Source organism: Enterobacter sp. E20, from assembly GCF_000801755.2.
GTDB classification, from domain to species: domain Bacteria; phylum Pseudomonadota; class Gammaproteobacteria; order Enterobacterales; family Enterobacteriaceae; genus Enterobacter; species Enterobacter asburiae_B.
This window is the reverse complement of the sequence record NZ_CP012999.1, coordinates 1,530,877-1,549,307: the sequence shown is the minus strand read 5'-3', so window position 1 is coordinate 1,549,307 and position 18,431 is coordinate 1,530,877. Positions and strand designations below refer to the sequence as shown.

General features: G+C 55.4%; 16 protein-coding genes. 2 read left to right on the top strand and 14 right to left on the bottom strand.

Annotation, left to right across the window (positions count from 1 at the left end):
* Positions 1 to 2 precede the first annotated feature (2 nt).
* A complete protein-coding gene (gene cmoM / locus NI40_RS07180; protein WP_023311004.1) occupies positions 3 to 782 on the bottom strand; it encodes a tRNA uridine 5-oxyacetic acid(34) methyltransferase CmoM in 780 nt (259 codons plus the stop codon).
* A gap of 124 nt (positions 783 to 906) precedes the next feature.
* On the opposite strand from cmoM, the gene elyC reads away from it, so the two are divergent.
* A complete protein-coding gene (gene elyC, locus NI40_RS07175) occupies positions 907 to 1,686 on the top strand; it encodes an envelope biogenesis factor ElyC (protein ID WP_039261584.1) in 780 nt (259 codons plus the stop codon).
* Here the strand turns inward: elyC and NI40_RS07170 are convergent.
* The 13 genes from NI40_RS07170 to NI40_RS07110 all read right to left on the bottom strand — a co-directional run bounded on the left by NI40_RS07170 (position 1,663) and on the right by NI40_RS07110 (position 16,410).
* Positions 1,663 to 2,556: a YcbJ family phosphotransferase gene (locus NI40_RS07170; protein WP_023311002.1), complete on the bottom strand. Its 894-nt coding sequence runs from the start codon at positions 2,554 to 2,556 to the stop codon at positions 1,663 to 1,665. The genes elyC and NI40_RS07170 overlap by 24 nt on opposite strands.
* 142 nt (positions 2,557 to 2,698) lie before the next feature.
* The gene (kdsB, locus tag NI40_RS07165) at positions 2,699 to 3,445 is read right to left on the bottom strand and encodes a 3-deoxy-manno-octulosonate cytidylyltransferase (RefSeq protein WP_039261582.1); all 747 of its coding nucleotides are present in this window, start codon (positions 3,443 to 3,445) and stop codon (positions 2,699 to 2,701) included.
* Complete coding sequence (ycaR, locus tag NI40_RS07160; protein ID WP_006174474.1) at positions 3,442 to 3,624, bottom strand: protein YcaR; 183 nt, start codon at positions 3,622 to 3,624, stop codon at positions 3,442 to 3,444. The genes kdsB and ycaR overlap by 4 nt, the downstream gene beginning before the upstream one ends.
* A 45-nt stretch (positions 3,625 to 3,669) precedes the next feature.
* Positions 3,670 to 4,899, bottom strand: a complete 1,230-nt coding sequence (locus tag NI40_RS07155) for a winged helix-turn-helix domain-containing protein (protein WP_039261580.1) — start codon at positions 4,897 to 4,899, stop codon at positions 3,670 to 3,672.
* Between the two features lie 44 nt (positions 4,900 to 4,943).
* Entirely contained in the window at positions 4,944 to 5,921 is a 978-nt protein-coding gene (lpxK, locus tag NI40_RS07150; RefSeq protein WP_039261577.1) for a tetraacyldisaccharide 4'-kinase, read from the bottom strand.
* Complete coding sequence (gene msbA, locus NI40_RS07145) at positions 5,918 to 7,666, bottom strand: lipid A ABC transporter ATP-binding protein/permease MsbA (protein ID WP_033145094.1); 1,749 nt, start codon at positions 7,664 to 7,666, stop codon at positions 5,918 to 5,920. The genes lpxK and msbA overlap by 4 nt, the downstream gene beginning before the upstream one ends.
* 36 nt (positions 7,667 to 7,702) lie before the next feature.
* Positions 7,703 to 9,787, bottom strand: a complete 2,085-nt coding sequence (locus tag NI40_RS07140; protein WP_039261576.1) for a ComEC family protein — start codon at positions 9,785 to 9,787, stop codon at positions 7,703 to 7,705.
* 214 nt (positions 9,788 to 10,001) lie between these two features.
* Positions 10,002 to 10,289, bottom strand: a complete 288-nt coding sequence (gene ihfB / locus NI40_RS07135) for an integration host factor subunit beta (RefSeq protein WP_008499965.1) — start codon at positions 10,287 to 10,289, stop codon at positions 10,002 to 10,004.
* A gap of 170 nt (positions 10,290 to 10,459) precedes the next feature.
* Positions 10,460 to 12,133 carry a 30S ribosomal protein S1 gene (gene rpsA / locus NI40_RS07130; protein ID WP_008499966.1) on the bottom strand — a complete coding sequence of 558 codons (1,674 nt, stop codon included), beginning with the start codon at positions 12,131 to 12,133 and terminating at the stop codon, positions 10,460 to 10,462.
* A gap of 111 nt (positions 12,134 to 12,244) precedes the next feature.
* The gene (cmk, locus tag NI40_RS07125; protein ID WP_013097305.1) at positions 12,245 to 12,928 is read right to left on the bottom strand and encodes a (d)CMP kinase; all 684 of its coding nucleotides are present in this window, start codon (positions 12,926 to 12,928) and stop codon (positions 12,245 to 12,247) included.
* 185 nt (positions 12,929 to 13,113) lie between these two features.
* Positions 13,114 to 14,397, bottom strand: coding sequence for a 3-phosphoshikimate 1-carboxyvinyltransferase (aroA, locus tag NI40_RS07120; protein ID WP_039261572.1), 1,284 nt, complete (start codon positions 14,395 to 14,397; stop codon positions 13,114 to 13,116).
* A gap of 69 nt (positions 14,398 to 14,466) precedes the next feature.
* Positions 14,467 to 15,555, bottom strand: coding sequence for a 3-phosphoserine/phosphohydroxythreonine transaminase (gene serC, locus NI40_RS07115; RefSeq protein ID WP_039261569.1), 1,089 nt, complete (start codon positions 15,553 to 15,555; stop codon positions 14,467 to 14,469).
* A 162-nt stretch (positions 15,556 to 15,717) separates the two neighbouring features.
* Entirely contained in the window at positions 15,718 to 16,410 is a 693-nt protein-coding gene (locus tag NI40_RS07110) for a DUF421 domain-containing protein (RefSeq protein ID WP_023310994.1), read from the bottom strand.
* 127 nt (positions 16,411 to 16,537) lie between these two features.
* Here NI40_RS07110 and ycaO point away from each other — a divergent pair, with 127 nt between their 5' ends.
* Positions 16,538 to 18,298: a 30S ribosomal protein S12 methylthiotransferase accessory factor YcaO gene (gene ycaO / locus NI40_RS07105; protein ID WP_039261566.1), complete on the top strand. Its 1,761-nt coding sequence runs from the start codon at positions 16,538 to 16,540 to the stop codon at positions 18,296 to 18,298.
* Positions 18,299 to 18,431: the final 133 nt, after the last annotated feature.

Genomic DNA, 18,431 nt, shown 5'->3' with positions numbered 1-18,431 from the left:
GGTTATCCTTGCATCTGCGGCTTGTGCGCGGTGACGTGAATATAGCGGCCAAGGCTGATAAAAGGCTCCTGACGGCAATACCGCGTTTCTAATTCTGTTAAGGTGTCAAAACAGTCACGCTGTTTGTGTTTTTCACGCAGATAATCATGAAACACCCTGACGCCCGTCTTCCCGACGATCTGCCAGCCAATCGCTTCCAGCCAGCCATAAACCTGCTGTGGATCGCGCGGATAGTCCGGGGAAAGCGTGCGCTTTTTCTTTTTGGGCATCCCGACCTGCACATAGTCGAAGTTTCCTGCAACCATGTTGTGCATCAGGAAGCCGTTAGCATTGTAGAACATCAGCGACAGCGTGCCGCCCGGGCGCAACATCGACCACAGGGTTTGTAACACGCTTTGCGGATCGGCAACCCACTCCAGCACCGCATGAAACAATATCAGATCAACCTGTGTTTCCAAATGCTGTGCGATGTCCTGAGCGGCGCATTGTATAAAATGCATGTTGTCGCTCACACCTTTCTCTTCTGCAGCACGCGTCGCGCGGGCGACCATTTCAGCAGAAAGATCGCAAAGCGTGACGTGATGACCGCGCTCGGCCATTTTTATCGCCGTCTGTCCTTCACCGCCACCAGCATCCAGCACGCGCAACGTTTGCCCACCAAAGGTGGCCAGAATGGTGTCCAGATCCTGCCAGAGGATCGTCTGACGGAGCTGCCCTTTCGTGGTGCCATAAATGTTGCGCGAAAACTTTTCCGCGATGTCATCAAAATTGCGATCCCGCATTGGGAGAGTTCCACTCGCTAACTGCAAAACCGCTATTTTGTCACACCCGCGCGGAGAATGAACCTCTCTGGTGTAATATCACGGGTAATCCCCTGCTATATGGTCAAAAAAGGAACCAAAAAGGATGCTTTTTACCCTTAAGAAATACATTGGAGGGATGATGCTTCCCCTTCCGCTGCTGCTCATCATCATCGCGCTGGGGCTGGCGCTAGTGTGGTTCAGTCGCTTTCAGAAGAGTGGTAAAACGCTTATCACGCTCGGCTGGTTTGTCCTGCTGCTGTTGAGCCTGCAGCCGGTCGCGGATGGTCTGTTACGCCCCATCGAAAACACGTACCCAACATGGCAGGGAAATCAGAAAGTGGCGTACATCGTGGTGCTGGGCGGCGGATATACCTGGGATCCTGACTGGGCCCCCAGTTCAAACCTGATCAACAACAGCCTGCCACGGCTAAACGAAGGCATTCGCCTCTGGCTGGCGAACCCGGGTTCAAAAATGATCTTCACCGGCGCGGCGGCCAAAACGAACCCGGTAAGTACGGCTGAAGCGGGTGCCAGGGTCGCAGAATCACTCGGCGTGCCGCGTTCCTCGATTATCACCCTGGACAGCCCAAAAGACACCGAAGAAGAGGCTGCCGCAGTGAAGCAGGCAATTGGCGATGTCCCGTTCTTACTGGTGACCTCCGCCTCACACCTGCCCCGCGCGATGATTTTCTTCCAGAAGCAAGGCCTGCACCCGCTGCCCGCACCGGCAAACCAGATGGCCATCGACGCGCCGCTTAACCCGTGGGAACGGGCGATCCCATCCCCGGCCTGGCTGATGCATAGCGATCGCGTCGGTTATGAGACGCTCGGGCGCCTCTGGCAGTGGCTGAAAGGATCGTCAGGCGAGCCAGGGCAGGAGTGATTTTGTTGCCAGATCGAAATTTGCGCGATTAAAACGTCCGGTGTTAACCAACTGCGCGACTTCGTCCCAGAGCAGGTAAAGCCAGCGCCGCCAGAGAAACGCTTCTGCAACGGGTGCGCGTTGAAGGTAGTGCCACAGTAGACCTTCCGCCGCCCCGCTGTCGCTGAGCCTGAACAGCTCGTATTCGCGCGGAGCCCAGAGCATGATCCCCGGCCCAAGCATCGCCAGAAGCTGATCGCTGCGGGAGTCCTTGAGCATGCTGCGCAGGGTGAAATTACCGTGAATCAGCACGCAGTTGTCATTAAAACCGTCGAATAGCGCCGGTAAGCACTCGCGGGTGCGAAACAGAATACGTTTGTCCTGCATGGTTAAACCGGTATTGTTGAACTGGTTAAGCGTTCCCCACAGCACTTCCACCCGCTGGCGATACCACAGCGGCCACAGGTTTTCCTGAGTGCTGTCGACCGGACCAACAAGCCCGCGGCTATCCTGACGGTGCCAGGCCAGCAGCGCCTCGACAATCTGGTCTTTTAACTGCTCCCAGCGTTCCGGTGTGCGCGCGGGCGCTTCAACGGGCACGCCGCGTAAACGCTCAATCAGCAGCACGTCCGGGCCGGGGTGTTCCTCGTGGGTCATCACGCCGTACACCGTCGGCATACGGACGGTTCCCTCCCGCGCCAGCATCGACATTTTCCATGCCAGCTGCCTGGCAACGCCCGGCGAGGTGAAACTTCTGGCCATCAGCGGCATTGGGTTGCCCTGACTGTCATACAACGACCAAAGCGCGGTATCGGCCTTTTCACTCACGCATTCGACCCGGCTTAATTTCTCACCCAGCAGATGGCTAAGTTCGGCACGCAGCTGTTCCATATGAGATTACCCCCATTAAGACTACTGCTTTTATAATGAGCGTCCTGAAGGGAGATGTCACCCGGAAGAGAACAATTAGGAAAAAGAAAGGGGAATTAGCGAGGGAGAGAACATCCCTCCGACAGGAGGGATGCAGGCGGGATTAGCGCAACTCGGCGCGAACGCGCTCAAGATCTTCCGGCGTATCAACGCCCGTTCCAGGCACTTCGCTGGCAACGGCAACGTGAATTTTTTCGCCGTACCAGAGCACGCGAAGCTGCTCCAGCATTTCGATCTGCTCCAGCGGACTCGGCGCCCAGGTAACATATCGACGAATAAAACCGGCCCGATAGCCGTAGATCCCGATATGACGCAGGAAAGTATCACCGATGGTCTCTTTAGAGAGCGCAAAGCGATCGCGATCCCACGGGATCGTGGCGCGGGAGAAATAGAGCGCATAGCCTTCGGCATCCATGACCACCTTCACCGCATTGGGATTGAATGCCTCTTCAGCGTGGTGAATGGGCACCGCGAGCGTCGCCATACCGACCTGACGCTGAGCCAGGTTTTCTGCCACCTGACGGATAATCACCGCCGGGATCATCGGCTCGTCACCCTGCACGTTCACGATGACCGTATCATCACCGAAGCCACATTTTTCAACCACTTCCGCCAGACGCTCGGTGCCGGACTGGTGATCGGCGCGGGTCATGCATACCTCACCGCCTGCCGCCTCAACCGCACGGGCGACGTCAGGATGATCGGTAGCAACAATCACGCGATCGGCACCGGATTCACGCGCACGCTCAAGGACATGCACAATCATCGGCTTGCCGTTGATATCCACCAGCGGTTTACCCGGCAGACGCGTTGAGGCATAACGCGCAGGAATAATGACAACAAAACTCATGGTTTGCTCTCTTCTGCCACCAGGGAACGAGCTTCATTTTCCAGCAGTACCGGAATGCCGTCACGCAGCGGGAAAGCCAGGCTGTCCAGCTTGCAGATCAGCTCCTGTTTGTCCTGGCTGTAGTAGAGTTTGCCGTTGCATACCGGGCAGGCAATAATTTCAAGTAAACGGTGATCCATAGTTCCTCCGTATGGGTAATCGCTAAAGCTTAACACATTCCCTTTTCAGGGAGTGCCTGTTTCCCAGCCACTTCGACAGGATGTAAACAGTCCGTCGGGCACCCGGCCCAGCGTCACGTCGCGGGCACCCTGCCAGCGCGCGAATTCGCTAATGGCGAACGTTAACCCTTTTTCCAGGCTCGCCGTCACCCTGACGCCCTCTTCCAGATAAAGCGCAATAATTTCAAGCGTGCCGGTCTTGCGGTGCATTTTGGCGTCCATACGCCCGACCAGTTGCCCCTTATGCAGCAGCGGGAGAACAAAGTAACCATACTGGCGCTTTGGCGCTGGGGTATAACATTCCAGCCGGTAGCTAAAATCGAACAGCTGCTCGGCGCGTTTTCTGTCCCAGACGATCGGGTCGAAAGGCGACAACACTGCACTGTGGGTTGCCTGAAGTTTCCCCTCCTGGGCCAGAGGCAGTAGCGGGAGGAGATCCGCATGCAGCCACATTTCGCCCAGCGTTTCCACCGTGACGGGGATGATGCGCTGTTCGCGTTGCCAGATATCCAGCAGCGGTTTCAGCGCGGGCTGGCGAAGGCGATAATAATCAGCCAGCCATTGCGGGCGGAAAATTCCCAGGCTGCGGGCGCTGTTTTCGAGCATGATAGCCTCGGCCGCCTCCTGGGTAAGCAGGTCACGCTCGTCGTCCCAGTGCGGCATCACGCGATGCGTCAGGTCGTAGACGCGCTGAAAATTACGCCGCTCAATCACCATGACTTTGCCAGAGGTAAACAGCCCTTCGAGATGACGTTTATGCGGCTTCCACTCCCACCAGCCGCTGGTGCCTTTGCGCGGGTGTTCAAAATCGGCGGAGCGTACGGGACCGTTTTCCTGAATATGCGCGATAAGCTGCTCAATTTCGGCTGCATGTTCCAGCATCCACGCCTGACGGTATTTCCAGCCCATCTTTTCTGGAGCAAGCATACGGTGGCGAACCAGGGCAAAATCGCTGCGGGGCAGGAAGCAGGCTTCGTGCGCCCAGTACTCCATCAACTCCCCCTTGCTGAGTGCCTCATCCAGCCACTGCGAAGGATAATTTCCCAGTCGGCTAAACAGCACCAGGTAAGGGCTACGGGCCACAATGTTAATGGTGTCAATTTGAAGCAGCGACATGCGCTGGACGGTAGAGAGAATATCGGCAGGCTGCGCGCGGCGGCGGGGCTTTTTAAGCAGCCCCTGCGCGGCAAGGTGTAAATGACGTGCGGCTGAAAGCGAGAGTTGCGGTAAAGACATGCGTTTTCCTGTCAGTCAAAGCGCCACCAGAACCGCGTAAGCCTTTACTGCACCAACGCAATCAGTTCCTTGAGCAAACGTTCCGGCTGCTCGCCGCTGAGTTCAGCGTCAACCGGCAGATACCACCAGTTATCTTTCGCAAAGGCACGGCATTTTACCGCATCTTTTTCGGTCATGATCAGCGACTGCCCGGGTACGGTCAGGGCGTCTACCTGCCCTTCCACCAGCGCCTGATGGTCGGCCAGCGGAACGCGTTTTTCAAGCCGGGCACCACAGTGTTCCAGCGTCGCGAAGAAGCGCGGCGGATGGCCAATCCCCGCCATCGCCACCGGTGAAGTCAGCTCAGCAACCGACCGGCGCTCACCCGTCACCAGGTTGACCGCCAGGCCTGGCTGCAGGTACATCGGGATTTCACCCGCTTTTGCCTCACCGCCGTTCACAATCACCGCATCAACGGACTTAAGACGCGAAGCGCGTTCGCGCATAGGGCCGGCCGGCAGCCACCAGCCGTTCCCGAAGCGGCGAACCCCGTCGATGACCACAATTTCTTTATCACGCGCAAGGGCGTAATGCTGCAGGCCATCGTCAGTGATAATGATTTGTACCGCGTGTTCGGCAAGCAGTGCCTGAACGGCGTCGCTGCGCACCGGGGAGACCGCAACCGGCGCGCCGGTGCGCTGGAAAATCAATACCGGCTCATCACCCGCTTCGGCAGTCGTGGTTTCCGCCGTCAGCAGCAGCGGATAACGCGCCGCTTTACCACCATATCCGCGCGATACCACCCCCGGGCGGATACCGCGTTTTTGCAATTGCTCCACCAGCCAGATCACCACCGGCGTTTTACCGTTGCCGCCCGCCGTAAGATTCCCGACCACCACCACCGGAACCGGCGCGCGCCAGGCACGTTTCAGCCCCAGACGGTAAAGCAGACGGATAATGCCGCTCACCAGGCCGTATAGCCAGGAGAGCGGCAAAAGCAGCAGCCACAGCGGGGATTCACCGGACCAGATGCGTGCAATCATTCGCCAAACTGCATCTTATGAAGCTGGGCGTAAACGCCGCGGTGTTCCAGCAAATCAGCATGGCTTCCGCGTTCAACAATGATACCGTCCTCAACCACGACGATTTCGTCAGCCTGCTCGATAGTCGACAGACGGTGCGCAATCACCAGCGAGGTACGGTTTTTTTGCAGCTCATCCAGGGCAGACTGAATAGCGCGTTCAGATTCCGTATCCAGCGCGGAGGTCGCTTCGTCCAGGATCAGAATCGGGCTATCGCGCAGCAGCGCACGCGCAATGGCGATACGCTGACGCTGACCGCCGGAGAGCAGTACACCGTTCTCACCGATTATCGTATCCAGACCGTTATCCATCTTGTTGATAAAGTCCATTGCGTAGGCCATACGCGCGGCATTCTCAATCTGCTCACGGCTGTATTCATCCGTGCGCGCATACGCAATGTTGTTTGCCACAGTATCGTTGAACAGGTGCACGTTCTGGGAAACCAGCGCCACCTGGTTACGCAGCGACTGCAGGGTATACTCCCGCAGGTCATGGCCGTCCAGGAGGATCTCACCTTCGTTAATATCGTAGAAACGGGTGATCAGGCTGGCAATCGTCGATTTACCCGAGCCGGAACGGCCCACCAGCGCCACGGTTTTACCCGCCGGAATGGACAGGTTGATATTACGCAGCGCCGGCGTTTCACGTCCAGGATAGGCGAAAGTGACATTGCGGAATTCAACATCGCCACGGGCGCGCTCAATCTCGCGTGTCCCTTCGTCTTTTTCCTGTTCGGAATCCAGAATGCTGAACAGCGTCTGACAGGCGGCCATCCCGCGCTGGAACTGGGCGTTCACGTTCGTCAGGGATTTCAGCGGACGCATCAGGGCGATCATAGAGGAGAAGACCACGGTGATGGTACCCGCCGTCAGCGTCTCCATCACGCTTGGGAAGCTTGCCGCATAGAGGACGAATGCCAGCGCCAGGGAGGCAATCAGCTGAATAATCGGGTCAGAGATGGAAGAGGCCGAGACCATTTTCATCCCCTGCAGACGCATTTTGTTGCTGACTTTATCAAAGCGTTTGGTTTCGACGTCCTGACCGCCAAAAATCAGAACTTCTTTATGCCCTTTCAGCATCTGTTCCGCGCTGGTCGTCACCTGCCCCATCGTGTTCTGCATATTCTTACTGATATTGCGGAAGCGCTTTGAGACGACGCGGATAGCAATAGAAACTATCGGCGCCAGAACGATAAGGATGATCGACAGCTGCCAGCTGTAATAGAACATCATCGCGAACAGGCCGATGATTGACGCACCCTCACGGACAACGGTAATCAGCGCGCTTGAGGACGAGGAGGCTACCTGCTCTGAGTCGTAGGTGATACGGGACAGCAGCGTCCCGGTAGACTGCTTGTCAAAGAACGAAACCGGCATGCCCATCATGTGGCTGAACAGGCGACGGCGCATGGTCATCACCACTTTCCCTGATACCCAGGAAATACAGTAGCTGGAGATATAGCTGGTGATGCCGCGTAAGATCATCAGTCCGATAACCACCAGAGGCATCCATAGCAACACTGAGCGATCCGTTTTACCAAAACCGTCGTCCAGTAACGGTTTGAGAAGCGATAGCATAAAAGTATCGCTGGCTGCGTTGAGGATTAACGCTACTCCCGCCACGATCAGGCCTGTTTTAAAGGGCGCAATCATCGGCCAGAGTCGGCGGAAGGTTTGCCACGTGGAGAGATCTTTGTCGTTATGCATTCAAAAAACCAGCATTCGTTGAAATAGCCGCATATTCTACCCGTTATCGACGGGCTCGCCAAACCACTGATGATACCAAACGGGTAAAAATTGCTCTCGCAAGCGCCGGATTTGCCAGTGATGTTGCGAGAATGTCACCGATATTTGTCCAGAATGAGGGGTATCGTGCCAGATATACCCCTCTTTTCGGTAGCGTCGAACAACTTTTGCCGACGGGAATCGCCATGCGTTATAGCGGGCCGCTGAATCCAGGGCGATCTGACCTTCCACCCGCTGTACCAGCGGCAATGACGACGAAGTATTGCTGCCATGATGGGGCACCTGTATAAGCGTGGACGTCAGATAACGCCAGTAATGGCTAAGCATAGCCTGTTCCGCCTGCGCTTCAATGTCCCCCGTTAGCAGAACGCTCTGCTCACCGTCGTCCACCTTGACCACGCAGGAATGGTTATTTCCCTGAGCCGGGTAATTTTCGGGGGGCCAGTGGACGGTGAAGGAGAGTCCCTGCCATTTCCATCTCTGCCCGCGAAAACAGGGGCGATGTCCCGCCTGGCGCAATGGGCTTCTTACCCACGCGTCAGGCCACGCTTTTTGCAACGATGCGAGGCCTCCCGCATGGTCGAGGTGCTCATGACTGAGAATAACGCCTTCAGGCCGCAGGTGATGCCAGCGAAGCCACGGGATAATTAACCGCTGCGCGCTATCCCCGCCCGGCCAGGCGAGCCCGGTATCATAGAGAATGGCTTTTCCCTGCCGTTCAATGACCATCGCCAGCCCCTGCCCCACATCCAGCATATGCAGCGTCCAGCTCTCGCTTTTTTCCGTTCGCCAGAGAGGAAATGTCAGCAAGGCAGTTCCTGCAAGACAAACGGCAGGAAGGGTTTTCCAGGCACGAAAGCGCCAGCCGATGATGATAAGCCAGGGCAGTAATGTCATGTACTGCCAGCGTTGGTCGACATTTTGCCAGCCGTCAGGCAGGCGCATGAGGAGCCAGAACAGCCCCGCAAGTGACTTATCGGCTGCGAACCATACGACGCTTTCCAGTGCCGCCAGCGGTAGGAGATGAAGCAGCATACCGAGCAGGATCAGCGGCACGGAGACAAACGTCACCAGGGGAACGGCAAAGAGATTCGCGACCAGGGAGGAGATGCTGAAGCCATGGAAAATCAGGACCTGTAGCGGCATCAGCAGCATCAACATACCCACCTGCAGATAGATCAGGTTCAGCAGCGGCCGTAGATGTCGTGCCCTGCGCCAGCCAGGAAGAGGCAGCCACTGAAACCAGAAAATCAGCGCGGCGACGGCAAATGCGGACAGGGCCAGACTCTGCGAGAGTATGGCTAAGGGATCGCTTATCAGGATCGCCGCGATACAGCAGACCCACACCTGCCAGGGAGACCATTGTCGGGCAGCGATCCGCAACATTGCAAGCACAGCAAGCGCGATGACCGTTCGTAGCGCAGGCGGTTGAAGACCGGTAAGCCAGGCGTAGAAAACGGCAAAGCATAACCCGGCCAGAAGAGGCATTTGCCAGTGGATCCAGTGGCTGGGTAATAAAAACTGTAGCCCACGTGCGAGTAACCAGGCGAGGGATGCCGCCAGCGCGATATGCAGTCCCGAAATCGCCATCAGATGCAGCGTCCCGGTTTCGCGCATCAGGTCTTGTATTTCCCGGGGCATATCCAGACGTTCACCCATTCCCAGTCCGAGGATAACCGCCCCCCATCGGTAAGCAGAAAGGCGGTTTTGCAGTGACATGAGATATTGCGCTCGCAGGCTGCAGCGTCCATCAACGAGTTCCGCACGGGTGAAACGCCCGCTCAGCGTTTGGTGGCGGGCAAAAGCGCTGCGCTGAGAATCATAACCGCCGTCGTTCAGCTCGCCGTGGGCAGGCCTGAGCCTGAGCTGCATCGGCCAGACGCTCTCCTTCGCAGCCAGAATACCCCACACGCAGCATAACAGCGTGATCCCCGCATACTTCAGTCGTACGTTTCGCCGTGCGGCCAGCACGATCCCGCCAACAACCATTATCCACACGGTATGACGTGATGGCAGTTCAGGTAACCAGAGTAACGGGGCTATCGCCAGAATGACGCAGATACTAAGCGCGGGAATTCCCATTGCTACCTCCCTGTTTGAGAGGGACAGTATGTAATCAGGTAGAAGGAATTGTCAGATGGTAAGAATGCGTTTTACAGCGCGCGCTGTGCTGTTTTTATCGGTTTGCAGAAAACGAAACGGAAAATGCGGGGTATCTTCAGAATGAAAGCGACAGAGACAAAAAAAGCACCCGCAGGTGCTTTCTTTCTAACCCAGTTTAACCGACTGGCTAAACTCAGTTGCCGTAAATATTGGCGCGATCGCGCAGTTCTTTACCCGGCTTAAAGTGTGGAACGTATTTACCTTCCAGCTCGACTTTATCGCCAGTTTTCGGGTTACGCCCGGTACGTGGAGCACGATAGTGCAGAGAAAAACTACCGAAACCGCGGATTTCAATGCGCTCGCCCTGGGCAAGAGTGGAGGCCATATGCTCCAGCATCTCTTTTACGGCATCTTCCACTGCCTTGGCAGGGATATGCGGTTGCTGACTGGCAAGTCTTTCAATCAATTCTGACTTGGTCATGATTCCTCCGGTTCCTTTCAAACCAATTAGCTGAACAGCTCATTAAACAAGGGCGGCCGTAGCCGCCCTTTGTTATTGATTACAGGACGAATCCTGCAATCTGTCAAGTTTGCTCCTCATCCTTCACGCTGTAAATGCGTTACAGCGCAAATGATGCTGAGAACCTGATATTACTCGCCTTTAGCTGCTTTGAAAGCTTCAGCCATTGCGTTGTTAGAGAAGTTTGCATCTTCCTGTTTGTTAACAGTTGCGATTGCATCTTTCTCATCAGCTTCGTCTTTAGCACGAACAGACAGGCTGATTGCACGGTTCTTACGGTCAACACCGGTGAACTTAGCTTCAACGTCGTCGCCTACGTTCAGAACCAGAGTGGCATCTTCAACGCGGTCACGTGAAGCTTCAGAAGCGCGCAGGTAACCTTCAACGCCGTCAGCCAGTTCTACGGTTGCGCCTTTAGCGTCAACTGCAGTCACTTTACCGTTTACGATTGCGCCTTTCTTGTTCAGTGCAACCCAGTTGTTGAACGGATCTTCTGCGAGCTGTTTAACGCCCAGGGAGATACGCTCACGCTCTGCGTCAACCTGCAGAACAACTGCAGCGATTTCGTCGCCTTTTTTGTATTCACGAACTGCTTCTTCGCCTGCAACGTTCCAGGAGATGTCAGACAGGTGAACCAGGCCATCGATGCCGCCGTCCAGGCCGATGAAGATACCGAAGTCAGTGATAGACTTGATTTTACCTTCAACACGGTCACCCTTGTTGTGGGTTTCCGCGAACTGCTGCCATGGGTTGTTTTTGCACTGTTTCAGGCCCAGGGAGATACGACGACGTTCTTCGTCGATATCCAGAACCATCACTTCCACTACATCACCAACGTTAACAACTTTGGATGGGTGGATGTTTTTGTTGGTCCAGTCCATTTCGGAAACGTGCACCAGACCTTCAACGCCTTCTTCGATTTCAACGAAGCAGCCGTAGTCAGTCAGGTTGGTTACGCGACCAGTCAGTTTAGTACCTTCTGGGTAACGCTTAGCGATAGCTACCCATGGATCTTCGCCCAGCTGTTTCAGGCCGAGGGATACACGAGTACGCTCGCGGTCGAACTTCAGCACTTTAACAGTGATTTCGTCGCCCACGTTCACGATTTCGCTTGGGTGCTTAACGCGTTTCCACGCCATGTCGGTGATGTGCAGCAGGCCATCAACGCCGCCCAGGTCAACGAATGCGCCGTAGTCAGTGAGGTTCTTAACGATACCTTTGACTTCCATGCCTTCCTGCAGGTTTTCCAGCAGCTGATCGCGTTCTGCGCTGTTTTCGGATTCGATAACGGCACGACGGGATACAACAACGTTGTTACGCTTCTGGTCCAGCTTGATTACTTTGAACTCAAGCTCTTTGCCTTCCAGGTGCAGAGTGTCACGAACTGGACGAACGTCTACCAGAGAACCTGGCAGGAACGCACGAATACCATTCAGCTCAACAGTGAAGCCACCTTTAACTTTGCCGTTGATAACACCGACCACAGTTTCAGCTTCTTCGTAAGCTTTTTCCAGCGTGATCCATGCTTCGTGACGTTTAGCTTTCTCACGAGAAAGCAGGGTTTCACCGAAGCCGTCTTCTACTGCGTCCAGAGCAACGTCAACTTCGTCACCTACCTGGATTTCCAGCTCGCCCTGGGCGTTTTTGAACTGCTCTGCCGGAATGGCGGACTCAGATTTCAGACCGGCGTCAACCAGTACTACGTCTTTGTCGATAGCAACAACAACACCGCGAACGATGGAACCCGGGCGGGTTTCGATTTCTTTTAAGGATTCTTCAAACAGTTGAGCAAAAGATTCAGTCATGTTTAATCTTCAGGTTAATATTAACGTCCACCTGGCTCCGTGCCGGATGGGGTTGTTTCACATACCCGCCGTCAATCCATTGCAGCGGGGGTACTGCTAAATTGGTCGCGATTACGCGAGTGCCAGTTTTTGGCGCGCATATTGTAGCGCTTTTTCAATCACTTGCTCAATAGTTAAACTGGTTGAATCCAGAACTAATGCATCTTCTGCAGGAACAAGTGGGGCGACGGCGCGGTTACGATCGCGGTCATCGCGCTCTTTTATCTCGGATAAAAGGCGATCAAAGTTAACACTAAACCCCTTTTCCTGCAACTGAAGCATGCGGCGTTGAGCACGTTCTTCCGAAGAGGCGTCAAGGAAAATTTTCACTGGCGCATCAGGGAATACCACCGTTCCCATATCGCGTCCGTCAGCGATCAGCCCCGGGGCTTCACGGAACGCGCGCTGACGACGCAGCAGCGCCTCGCGAACGCGCGGGAACGCCGCGACCTGAGAGGCCGCATTAGCTACTTCCTGCGTACGGATTTCGCCGCTCACGTCTTCCCCTTCAAGGATGACTTCCAGGTTGCCATCGGTCGATACGAAACGCACATCCAGATGCGCGGCCAGCGGAACCAGCGCCTCTTCAGACGCGACATCCACATGGTGATGCAGCGCGGCCAGCGCCAGCACGCGATAGATTGCTCCCGAATCTAAAAGATGCCATTGCAATGCTTCCGCCATCGCTTTGCACAGAGTACCTTTCCCTGCGCCACTCGGCCCATCAATGGTGATTACCGGGGCAACTGCCGTCATCTTTTTCTCCTTAAATAAGGCATACCGTTTACATGAACGCCGCGCATTATACGCGCCAACGTGCGCAACTGTTACCTTTGCGTGCAAATTACGGAATGATTGAAGCAGAGTGTAGAAGAAATGAGCGGAGGTGTTCGTAATGAAGCGTAAGCAAATGCCGCATCGGGCGATGCGGCAATACGTTATCAGGCCAGCGTGCTAATGCGTGCCAGCTGTTCGAAGTAGTCCGGGAACGTTTTCGCCGTACATTTCGGGTCAAGAATGGTGACAGGCGTGTCTGACAGCGCCACCAGCGAGAAGCACATCGCCATGCGGTGATCGTTGTAGGTGCCGATTTCCGCAAACTGCAGTTTTGCCGGAGGGGTCACGCGAATGTAGTCTTCGCCCTCTTCCACCTCGGCACCGACTTTTCGCAGCTCGGTCGCCATCGCGAACAGGCGGTCCGTCTCTTTTACGCGCCAGTTGTAGATGTTACGCAGCGTGGTAGTGCCTTTGGCAAACAGCGCCGCCGTGGCAATGGTCATCGCCGCATCCGGGATATGGTTCATGTCCATGTCGATGGCGTTCAGCTCGCCGTGGGTACAGGAGATGAAGTCATCGCCCCAGGTGACAATCGCGCCCATTTTTTCCAGCACGTCCGCAAAACGGATGTCGCCCTGCACGCTGTTACGGCCAATACCGGTCACTTTTACCGTGCCGCCTTTAATCGCACCCGCGGCCAGGAAGTAGGACGCGGATGACGCATCCCCTTCAACCAGGTAGTTGCCCGGAGACTGGTACTGCTGCGCCCCGCGCACCACGAAGCGCTGATAAGACTGATTTTCCACCTCAACGCCGAAGGTTTTCATCAGGTGCAGCGTGATATCAATGTACGGTTTAGAAACCAGGTCGCCCTTGATGCTAATAACCGTATCCTGCGGTGCCAGCGGCGCGGTCATCAGCAGTGCCGTCAGGAACTGGCTGGAGACGCTGCCGTCCACCTCGACGTGACCGCCGGTAAAACCGCCGCGCAGACGCAGTGGCGGATAGTTTTCCTGCTCCAGATACTCAACCTGCGCGCCGCCCTGACGCAGGGCATCCACCAGATGGCCAATCGGACGCTCTTTCATGCGAGGTTCGCCGGTCAGCACGATGTTGTTGCTACCCAGGCACAGGGCCGCCGCCAGCGGGCGCATCGCGGTACCGGCGTTGCCCAGAAACAGCTCAAGCTCTTCGCCCGAGCGCAGCGCGCCGCCGTTGCCGGTCACTTCGCAGCGGGTACGATCGTCGGAGAGAGTGTAATGAACGCCCAACACTTTCAGCGCATTGAGCATATGACGCACGTCATCGCTGTCCAGCAGGTTTGTGAGGACGGTGGTGCCGTTTGCCAGAGCTGCCAGCAGCAGAGCGCGGTTCGAGACACTTTTTGAACCAGGCAGATTGATGGTGCCATCTACCCGCGCGATAGGTTGTAACGTCAGGGATTCCATGAAAACTAAACTCTCAACTCAACATAATAAAAACCCCGCAGGGACGCTGCGGGGGTGAAAAACAGCAAATTAACCGTGACGACGTTCGAAGTCGATCATGAAATCCGTCAGGGCCTTAACGCCTTCCAGCGGCATCGCGTTATAGATGGAGGCACGCATGCCGCCAACGACACGGTGACCTTTGAGCGCATGCAGACCTGCCGCGAAGGACTCTTCCAGGAACACTTTGTCCAGGCTGCTGTCCGCCAGCTGGAACGGCACGTTCATGCGGGAACGGTTAGCGTTTGCCACATCGTTGCGGTAGAAATCGCTCTTGTCGATCACGCCATACAGCAGTTCAGCTTTCTGCTGATTGACCTTGTCCATCTGCGCCACGCCGCCGTTTTGCTTCAGCCATTTGAAGACCAGGCCGGAGAGATACCAGGCAAACGTTGGTGGGGTGTTGAACATAGAGTCGTTATCGTTCAGCACGGTGTAATCGAGAATCGACGGGCAGGATTTATGTGCTTTACCCAGCAGGTCTTCACGCACAACGACGATAGTCAAACCGGCCGGACCGATATTTTTCTGCGCGCCCGCATAGATAACGCCGTAGCGGCTGACATCAATTGGCGCAGACAGAATGGTGGAGGAGAAGTCGGCGGCAACCACGACATCGCTACCGAAGTTTGGCGTCTCGTCGATGGCAATCCCGTCAATGGTTTCGTTCGGGCAGTAGTGCAGATACGCTGCGTTATCGGAAAGCTGCCACTCGCTCATTGGCTTCACGGCGCGCAGACCGTCAACGGTTACTTTGGCGTCGATAACATTCGGCGTGCAGTATTTATGCGCTTCTTTAACGGCGCTTGCTGCCCAGTAACCCGCGTCAACGTAGTCAGCCGTCGTTTTGTCACCGAGAATATTCAGCGGAACGCCTGCAAACTGGCCGCGTCCACCGCCGTGACAGAACAATACTTTGTAGTTCGAGGGAATATTCAGCAGATCGCGAAAATCCTTTTCTGCCTCTTCCGCCACCTGAATAAACTCTTTACCACGGTGGCTGATTTCCATCACCGACGTACCGAGACCGTTCCAGTCACAAAGTTCCTGTTGAGCCTGTTTAAGCACGTCTGCCGGTAACATTGCCGGACCTGAACTGAAATTAAAGACTTGAGCCATTTCCCCTCACCACGCTAAAAGCCATAAGTTATAACTGTGGATATCGGTTTTATCATTCAGTGACACGCGCCGCAATGTCTAAAACTTATGACCCGTGAAATGTGGCCCGCGTCACACAAAACAATCTGCCGCCTCGCCAGGACAAAACCGACAAAATGGCTGTCAGGTGATACGTTTGGCCCGGCTAACCTTCGTCCATTCCGGATTTGCACAGCGGGGGCATAATTGACGATCCCCCGGCTGCATCGCGACTACATGGCTACATCTTACGCAAGCATACTCGCCTGATTCCGGTACCGTTCTGAAACGCTCGATCAGCATATCAGGCAGGATACACAGTCCCGGCTTCACCTCGTCGTCAGAATAGTAATAGACGCTGATTTGCCCGTTGGTTTCCATGATCGCCAGACGCACCTGCCCGAGCTGTTCAACGCTGTTCAGGCGAAGCTCCATAAAGAACTCAAACTCGGTCATATTGGCGCTTTGTACATTTTCCCAGGCCAGCTGTCCGTCCTCGACGATAACGACCGGCTTCCCTTCAAGCAGATCTTCCAGCTTTTCGCTTTTCGACATCAGCCACATGACAAGGCGATAAAGTAGCGCCAGTGAGACAAAAACGATAAACACCGGCACCATCGGCACGTCGTCATAAAAGGCGACGTCACCCGCCGCCGAGCCCAGCGTCAGGATGATCAACACCTCAAAGAGCGACATCTGCCGCACGCCTCGCCGGCCGGTGATTTTAAGAAACAGGAAGACGAGGACGAAGGTATACAGGCTGCGCAGCGCCACTTCGCCCAGAAATTCAGGAGGAACTTTATCAAACGCCATCCGCTGGAGATCAAATGCTTTCATTTTTCTATGCCTTAACAGTCAGTTACTGCCACTAAGCATAGCCCAGCCTTTTATTTTCGCCGAAGATAGCACCCGTCACGCAAAACCCGTATCATTGCGCGCTTTACGTACGATAAAAGTGAACGCCATGACTCAAACGTTTATCCCCGGCAAAGACGCCGCTCTGGAAGATTCCATCGCTCGCTTCCAGCAGAAACTGACCGACCTGGGTTTTAACATCGAAGAAGCCTCCTGGCTCAATCCGGTACCTCACGTCTGGTCCGTGCATATTCGCGATAAAGACTGTGCCCTGTGCTTTACCAACGGTAAAGGCGCGACAAAAAAAGCGGCACTGGCCTCTGCGCTGGGTGAGTATTTTGAGCGTCTGTCCACCAACTATTTCTTCGCTGACTTCTGGCTGGGCGAAACCATCGCTAACGGCCCGTTCGTTCACTATCCAAATGAAAAATGGTTCCCGCTGACCGAAGATGACGAGCTGCCGGAAGGTATTCTCGACGCGCGCCTGCGTGCTTTCTACGATCCGGAAAGCGAACTGACCGCCAGCATGCTGATCGATCTGCAGTCTGGCAATGAAGACCGTGGGATCTGCGCCCTGCCGTTCACCCGTCAGTCTGACGAGCAGACCGTATATATTCCGATGAACATCGTCGGCAACCTGTATGTGTCCAACGGTATGTCCGCCGGTAACACCCGCAATGAAGCGCGCGTGCAGGGTCTGTCTGAAGTTTTCGAACGCCACATTAAAAACCGAATCATCGCTGAATCCATCAGCCTGCCTGAAATTCCGGCAGACGTGCTGGCGCGCTACCCGGGCGTAGTAGAGTCCATCGCTAAGCTGGAAGCCGAAGGTTTCCCAATCTTTGCCTACGACGGCTCGCTGGGCGGCAAGTATCCGGTTATCTGCGTGGTGCTGTTTAACCCGGCCAACGGCACCTGCTTCGCCTCCTTCGGCGCGCACCCTGACTTCGGCGTTGCGCTGGAGCGTACCGTTACCGAACTGCTGCAGGGCCGTAGCCTGAAAGATCTCGACGTCTTCACTCCGCCAACGTTTGACGATGAAGAAGTGGCCGAGCATACCAACCTTGAAACCCACTTCATTGATTCCAGCGGTTTAATTTCCTGGGATATGTTCAAGCAGGACGCCGACTATCCGTTCGTGGACTGGAGCTTTGCCGGGACCACGGAAGAAGAGTTCGCCACGCTGATGGCCATCTTCAACGCGGAAGATCGGGAAGTTTATATTGCCGACTACGAACATCTTGGCGTCTACGCGTGCCGCATTATTGTTCCAGGCATGTCCGACATCTACCCGGCTGAAGATCTGTGGCTGGCGAATAACAGCATGGGCGCGCACCTGCGCGAAACGCTGCTGGCTCTGCCGGGCAGCGAGTGGGAGAAAGAAGATTATCTGAACCTGATCGCCCAACTGGACGAAGAAGGCCACGATGACTTTACCCGCGTACGCGAACTGCTGGGCCTGGCGACCGGTAAAGACAACGGCTGGTATACCCTGCGCATCGGTGAGCTGAAAGCGATGCTGGCCCTGGCGGGTGGCGATTTGGATCAGGCCCTGGCCTGGACCGAGTGGACCATGGAATTCAACCAGTCGGTCTTCTCTGCCGAGCGCACCAATTATTACCGCTGCCTGCAAACCCTGCTGCTGCTGGCCCAGGAAGAGGATCGCGAGCCGCTGCAATACCTGAATGCTTTCGTGCGGATGTACGGAGCTGAGGCCGTAGAAGCAGCCAGTGCAGCCCTGAGCGGCGAAGAGCCGTTCTATGGCCTGCAGGCTGTTGATAGCGATCTGAAAGCCTTCCCGGCGCATCAGTCGCTGCTGAAGGCCTACGAAAAACTGCAGAAAGCAAAAGCCGCTTACTGGTCAAAATAAGCGCACATAACATTACCAGCTGTAGGCGTATTCAATCGTCTGGGCTATATTACGGGGCAATTTCATTGCCCCGTTTTTTATTTTCTTCGGCAATGACTGTTGATTGTAATAATAAAGTTAAACATGGGTAAAT

What these genes read in the sequence shown, in the direction of transcription:
- cmoM (WP_023311004.1), bottom strand. Translation starts at nt 782, where the DNA reads ATGCGGGATCGCAATTTTGATGACATCGCGGAAAAGTTTTCGCGCAAC.
- elyC (WP_039261584.1), top strand. Translation starts at nt 907, where the DNA reads ATGCTTTTTACCCTTAAGAAATACATTGGAGGGATGATGCTTCCCCTT.
- NI40_RS07170 (WP_023311002.1), bottom strand. Translation starts at nt 2,556, where the DNA reads ATGGAACAGCTGCGTGCCGAACTTAGCCATCTGCTGGGTGAGAAATTA.
- kdsB (WP_039261582.1), bottom strand. Translation starts at nt 3,445, where the DNA reads ATGAGTTTTGTTGTCATTATTCCTGCGCGTTATGCCTCAACGCGTCTG.
- ycaR (WP_006174474.1), bottom strand. Translation starts at nt 3,624, where the DNA reads ATGGATCACCGTTTACTTGAAATTATTGCCTGCCCGGTATGCAACGGC.
- NI40_RS07155 (WP_039261580.1), bottom strand. Translation starts at nt 4,899, where the DNA reads ATGTCTTTACCGCAACTCTCGCTTTCAGCCGCACGTCATTTACACCTT.
- lpxK (WP_039261577.1), bottom strand. Translation starts at nt 5,921, where the DNA reads ATGATTGCACGCATCTGGTCCGGTGAATCCCCGCTGTGGCTGCTGCTT.
- msbA (WP_033145094.1), bottom strand. Translation starts at nt 7,666, where the DNA reads ATGCATAACGACAAAGATCTCTCCACGTGGCAAACCTTCCGCCGACTC.
- NI40_RS07140 (WP_039261576.1), bottom strand. Translation starts at nt 9,787, where the DNA reads ATGGGAATTCCCGCGCTTAGTATCTGCGTCATTCTGGCGATAGCCCCG.
- ihfB (WP_008499965.1), bottom strand. Translation starts at nt 10,289, where the DNA reads ATGACCAAGTCAGAATTGATTGAAAGACTTGCCAGTCAGCAACCGCAT.
- rpsA (WP_008499966.1), bottom strand. Translation starts at nt 12,133, where the DNA reads ATGACTGAATCTTTTGCTCAACTGTTTGAAGAATCCTTAAAAGAAATC.
- cmk (WP_013097305.1), bottom strand. Translation starts at nt 12,928, where the DNA reads ATGACGGCAGTTGCCCCGGTAATCACCATTGATGGGCCGAGTGGCGCA.
- aroA (WP_039261572.1), bottom strand. Translation starts at nt 14,397, where the DNA reads ATGGAATCCCTGACGTTACAACCTATCGCGCGGGTAGATGGCACCATC.
- serC (WP_039261569.1), bottom strand. Translation starts at nt 15,555, where the DNA reads ATGGCTCAAGTCTTTAATTTCAGTTCAGGTCCGGCAATGTTACCGGCA.
- NI40_RS07110 (WP_023310994.1), bottom strand. Translation starts at nt 16,410, where the DNA reads ATGAAAGCATTTGATCTCCAGCGGATGGCGTTTGATAAAGTTCCTCCT.
- ycaO (WP_039261566.1), top strand. Translation starts at nt 16,538, where the DNA reads ATGACTCAAACGTTTATCCCCGGCAAAGACGCCGCTCTGGAAGATTCC.